The sequence below is a fragment of the Thioalkalivibrio sp. genome, assembly GCF_007692535.1.
GTDB lineage: Bacteria > Pseudomonadota > Gammaproteobacteria > Ectothiorhodospirales > Ectothiorhodospiraceae > Thioalkalivibrio.
Genome location: NZ_REBW01000004.1, coordinates 1 through 2,761, shown reverse-complemented (window position 1 = coordinate 2,761; position 2,761 = coordinate 1). Strand labels below are relative to the sequence as shown.

At 63.9% G+C, this 2,761-nt stretch carries 3 protein-coding genes; 1 reads left to right on the top strand and 2 read right to left on the bottom strand.

The window, feature by feature from the left end:
- Positions 1 to 415 (bottom strand): LysM peptidoglycan-binding domain-containing protein (locus EA346_RS00055; RefSeq protein ID WP_296754062.1); only part of this gene is annotated, 415 nt, incomplete at its 3' end.
- Between the two features lie 256 nt (positions 416 to 671).
- Between EA346_RS00055 and EA346_RS00050 the strand changes: the two genes are divergently transcribed.
- Entirely contained in the window at positions 672 to 1,664 is a 993-nt protein-coding gene (locus EA346_RS00050; RefSeq protein ID WP_296754060.1) for a lipid A deacylase LpxR family protein, read from the top strand.
- A gap of 99 nt (positions 1,665 to 1,763) precedes the next feature.
- Here the strand turns inward: EA346_RS00050 and EA346_RS00045 are convergent, their stop codons facing one another.
- The gene (locus EA346_RS00045) at positions 1,764 to 2,372 is read right to left on the bottom strand and encodes a rhomboid family intramembrane serine protease (RefSeq protein ID WP_296754058.1); all 609 of its coding nucleotides are present in this window, start codon (positions 2,370 to 2,372) and stop codon (positions 1,764 to 1,766) included.
- Positions 2,373 to 2,761: the final 389 nt, after the last annotated feature.

Sequence of the window (2,761 nt, the reverse complement as noted above, 5' to 3'; positions counted from 1 at the left end):
CTTCGCGCCCGACGCTGATGGGGTAGGTCTCCACCACCTCGGGGCTCGAGTAGTAATAGAGCCGCATCTCGGACAGGTTGATCACGATGCCTTCGCGGGGGGTGTCCGGAAGGATGTGGCGGTCCGGGATCAGGACCTCTGTTCCCGGTCTTGGCGCCCAGATGCTCACGTTGGGGTTGGCGATCCGGATCTCTTCGAAACCCACGTTGTGCTCGCGGGCGATATCCACCAGCGTCTCGTCTTCCCGGACCCGCACGACATACATCTCACCGATCAGATCGCTGTATTGCGGTAGCGGGTAGTGTCCGCGCGGCCAGACGCCGTCGGCGAGTTCTGCCGCGGCCCCGCCGGGGAACAGCATGCAAAGCGCCAGCATCACGACCCCATAGGGTGTCCAACAGCCCTGCTTCGACATTGCCGCCCTCATACCGCCCCATTGATCATGCACGAACTCCTGGTTCGATCAAGCGGCGCCCCGGCGGTTCACCGCTGGTCGGCACCCCCCATCACGGCGCTCGCGCTCGGTACCAATGATATCCTGCAGTCTGGCGATCTTCCTCTGTTCTTCTCCGTTTTCATGCGTTGACACGCCATCGTCGCGTACCTTGCGGAACGTACCGCAAGCCGTTCCCGGAAACCGGACTCAGGAATTGCCAGGGACAGACGACCTCATGCCCGCGCTACGCGTCCTGCTCAGCAGCCTCCTGCTAGGGGCAAGCATCGCCCTTCCCTCCCTCGTGGTCGCCGAGGACACCACGCTGATCTTCGAGTACGAAAACGATCTGTTCGCCGGCGAGGACCGCTGGTACACCAATGGCGTGCGCGCGACCTGGATGCGCACAAGCCGCCCGGGGCTCCATAACGACCGGGTTACCCGGGTGGGCGAGCGCAGCCGCCTTGTCGATCTCGGGAAACCGGTCAGCTACGGCTTCTCGCTGGGGCAGAACATGTACACCCCCAAGGACATCACCGACCCGGACCCGCCGGAGGACGACCGGCCCTACGCCGGTTGGCTTCACGTCAGCGCGGGCCTGGGCCAATTGCGCAGTAGCAGCCTCACCCGGCTGTCGATCACGGTGGGCATGGTCGGCCCGGCCTCACTGGCGGATCGCACCCAGAAGGAGGTGCACCGGTTCATCGACACCGACGTGCCCCGGGGCTGGGACACCCAGTTACGCAACGAGCCCACCCTGATGGTGAGCGCCGAGCGGATCGAGCGCGTCTGGGAGATGCGCCGCAGCGATGGCTGGGGCGCCGACCTCAGCGGCCACCTGGGGGTCGCCCTGGGCACCCCCTTCACGCTGGCCGGCACCGGTCTGACCCTGCGCCTCGGCCGCTACATGCCCAATGACTTCTCCCCGCCCCGCATCCAGCCCGCCTTCCCCGGCTCCATGCACTTCGTGCCCGCGGAGCGCTGGGGCTGGTACGTCTTTACCGGCATCGATGGACAGCGCCGGGCCAGGGATGTCTTCCTGGACGGCAACACCTTCCGACGCAGCCGCAGCGTACCCCGTGAGCCCTGGGTGGGCGAGCTCTTCGTCGGCCTGGCGGTGGCCAACCAGCGGGCCCGCCTGGCCTATACCCACGCCTATCGCAGCCGCGAGTTCAGCGGGCAACCGGAGGACGCCGAGTACGGATCACTGAGCCTGAGCGTGTACTGGTAGCGCCGGGCTCGGGACGCTCAGGAATGGGTCCATCATCCACCTGTCGTGCTGTCCACGACAACCAGACCACGACCTGCGGGCAACGCCGACGAGGCCTCTTTACCCAAGGGGTGTGAGGAGTTCCGAGAAAAACCGTTGGAGCACCTGCGGTTCCAGCCAGACCATGAAGGCGATACCCCAGGCTCCCCCCCAGAGATGGGCGCTGTGGTTGACATTGTCGCGGGCCCGGCGCTGAGCGTAAAAAGAGTAGGCGACGTAGACGGCGGCAAAAACGATCGCGGGCACCGGAATGAAGAACACGAACAGGAGCGACCAGGGTTGCAGAAGGATGTAGGCAAAGAGGACAGCCGAGACCGCGCCTGATGCCCCGAGACTGCGGTAGGAGGCGTCCCGCCGATGACGGAAATGGGTTGGCAGGATCGCCACGATGATACCGGCAAGGTAGAACAGCACGAAGCCCGGGACACCCACAGCCGGAATCAGGATCCGCTCCATCACGCTGCCGAAGAAGAACAGCGTGATCATGTTGAAAGCCAGATGCGTGCCGTCGGCGTGGATGAATCCGTGCGTCAACAGCCGCCACCATTCACCCCGCGATACCGCTGGTGGCCAATAGATCAGCGCTTCAAAGAGGCGGCCCTGCTGCCACGCCAGTAGCGATATGACCACGGTCGCGGCGATCAGCAAAAAGGTGACACTGAACTCCATGGATCTAAGACTCCGATGTCCGGCCGGTGGCTCCAGCATCCGTCCTTGGAAGGAAAAACATCCTTTTCCCCTTGGCCAACTGTTCAACTGTTTCCGGGAACAGTACACCCATATCCATTCCTGCCGGCGATTGCCACGCTGCTTCGCAAAATGCGGCTAACGTTCATGCCGTCGTGGGGTGCGGCACCCCTGATGATGAAAAGCCGCAAACTGTAGGTCGGGTTAGCCCAAAGGGCGTAACCCGACGGGCCTCGCGACCACCCATGGCCGCAAAGCAGCGCCGTCCCGGCAACCCGGCACGTCGGGTTACGCTACGCTAACCCGACCTACAGACCTGGGCCGTGACTTTCACGTTAAGCCGATAGACAGTCTTGAGGTGAGCAAATCAG

Excerpts from the sequence above, each read along its gene's own strand:
- EA346_RS00050 (WP_296754060.1), top strand. The coding sequence starts at position 672 with ATGCCCGCGCTACGCGTCCTGCTCAGCAGCCTCCTGCTAGGGGCAAGC.
- EA346_RS00045 (WP_296754058.1), bottom strand. The coding sequence starts at position 2,372 with ATGGAGTTCAGTGTCACCTTTTTGCTGATCGCCGCGACCGTGGTCATA.